Raw genomic sequence first — 1,792 nt, forward strand, 5'->3', positions numbered from 1 at the left:
GATTGTTTTATATAGACAAAAATATATTTCTCTGAATTGTAAATAATTAGTGAAGTTATTTAGAAGGGGGTGACATTTTTTTGCCGCGGTTTTGTAGCCAATTTTTGCCGCAAAGTATTGCCGCTTTAAAGTAGGTTAAGCGGCAAGGTATTTCTGCTTACAATCTGCTCATAACTTGCTTATAAGTAATCGAATAATGAAAGGTTAGTTAAACGGCCAAAAGTTGCTTGCGATGCTTGCAGTGCCGTTTCTTGCTTAGTCAGTTCGCTAATAGCTTCTGCCATATCAACTTCAACTAAGTTAGAGCGATTACTTTTATTTTGAATATCGAGTGCTAAGTTTGAATCACTTACTCTTTCAAGTGCATTCATACGCCCACCTAAACTTGCTTGGGTAAACACGACTTGCTCACTGGCGTTTTGTAATTGCACTAAGCCATCAGCAAGTACTTGCTGAAAGTCATCACCTTCAAGTGTGCCATCGTTAAGGCCGGTAATAAGTGCTTGTAGTGTATTGAGTACGTTTTCTTTGCCTGGTTTTTCAAGGCTAAAATCGAGTTGACCTGGTGCTGTGCCTTCAAATTCAATTTTCATACCTGCAAAATCGATAGGCTCATCAGTAACTTCACCTGTTACTGCGGGGGTTAATGCTGCGCCGTCTCGGTATATTTCGTATGTTTGTGGATCCGTTGCTGTAGCCCCTGCGCTTACTAATACACTATATGTATTTGCAGTTGCTAGAGCTGTTGGGTCTGCGTTGTAATTTGCTTGATGAAACTTGTCAAACTCAGCTTGGCCGTCAACATATACACTTGCCGCTGTAATAGAGCCTGAAACACTTGCCGTGTTAGATTCTACATTTAATCGCGCGTTAGTTTTTTCAAACGTATCAAAGCCGTTATCACTTGCCTTAATTGAAACACCTTCAGCTATAGTTATCTGGTGCTGGCCCTGGTCGCCATTATAGGTGTACTCACCCGCCGCAGAATCAAACTGATACGGCTGCGTGCTGTCTTGGTATCCTGAAAATATGAACTTTCCGTCTTCTGAGCGGGTGTTCATTAAGTTAGCTAACGTTTGCTGAATGCCACTAAGTTCTGATGCAAACGTCTTTAAATCATCTTTAGTATATGCACCATTACCTGCTTGAATAGTGAGCTCTTGCGCTTGTTGAATATTACTATTTATGCTTTGTAATACGCTTTCTTCTGTTTCTAGGCGGCCATTTAGCTGATCGATATTTTTAGTATATTGCTCATTCGTTTGTATTTTATTTGAATAGAGCATAGCTTGCGAAATAGCAGCTGGTGCTTCTGAGGTGGTTAAATACTTTTCACCTGTTGTTACTCGCTCTTGAGCATTTGCAACACCTTGTTGGTTGTCGAGTATTTTATTTATGTTGTTTTGGTACATTAAATTATTTGATAAACGCATAATTACCTCGCCGCATTTAATAAGGTGTCAAAAATTTCTTGAGCTGCTGCTAAAACTTGTGCTGATGCTGAATATGATTGTTGAAAACGCAGTAAATTTGCGGCCTCTTCATCTAGGTTTACTCCAGATAACGACTCGTACCATGCCTCAGATTGCTGTGCTAGAGCATCAAATGCAGCCCCACTTGTGATTGCTTGGCCGGTTATAACACCTATATCACTCACTAATCCTGAATAAGCTTGGTTGAACGTTTTATGGTTGTCGGCCGTTGCTGTTGTTTCTACGTTTAAGCGTACTAACTCACCATTTTGTAAATCAGCTAATTTTAAGCCATTACGGTTATCATCAAAGCCGCCTTC

General features: G+C 40.1%; 2 protein-coding genes. Both read right to left on the minus strand.

Annotation, left to right across the window (positions count from 1 at the left end; translation table 11 throughout):
* Window positions 1-179: 179 nt before the first annotated feature.
* Window positions 180-1,433 (minus strand): flagellar hook-associated protein FlgL, encoded by a 1,254-nt coding sequence (gene flgL / locus H5072_RS18485; RefSeq protein ID WP_182694394.1) that lies wholly within the window; start codon window positions 1,431-1,433, stop codon window positions 180-182.
* A gap of 2 nt (window positions 1,434-1,435) precedes the next feature.
* A partial coding sequence (locus H5072_RS18490; RefSeq protein ID WP_310735902.1) for a flagellar basal body rod C-terminal domain-containing protein occupies window positions 1,436-1,792 on the minus strand: 357 nt, incomplete at its 5' end.

The sequence above is a fragment of the Pseudoalteromonas sp. SR45-5 genome (assembly GCF_014163565.1).
GTDB classification, from domain to species: Bacteria; Pseudomonadota; Gammaproteobacteria; order Enterobacterales; family Alteromonadaceae; genus Pseudoalteromonas; species Pseudoalteromonas distincta.

Bases quoted from the DNA above. Each gene is read 5' to 3' on its own strand.
- flgL (WP_182694394.1), bottom strand. From the start codon at position 1,433: ATGCGTTTATCAAATAATTTAATGTACCAAAACAACATAAATAAAATA.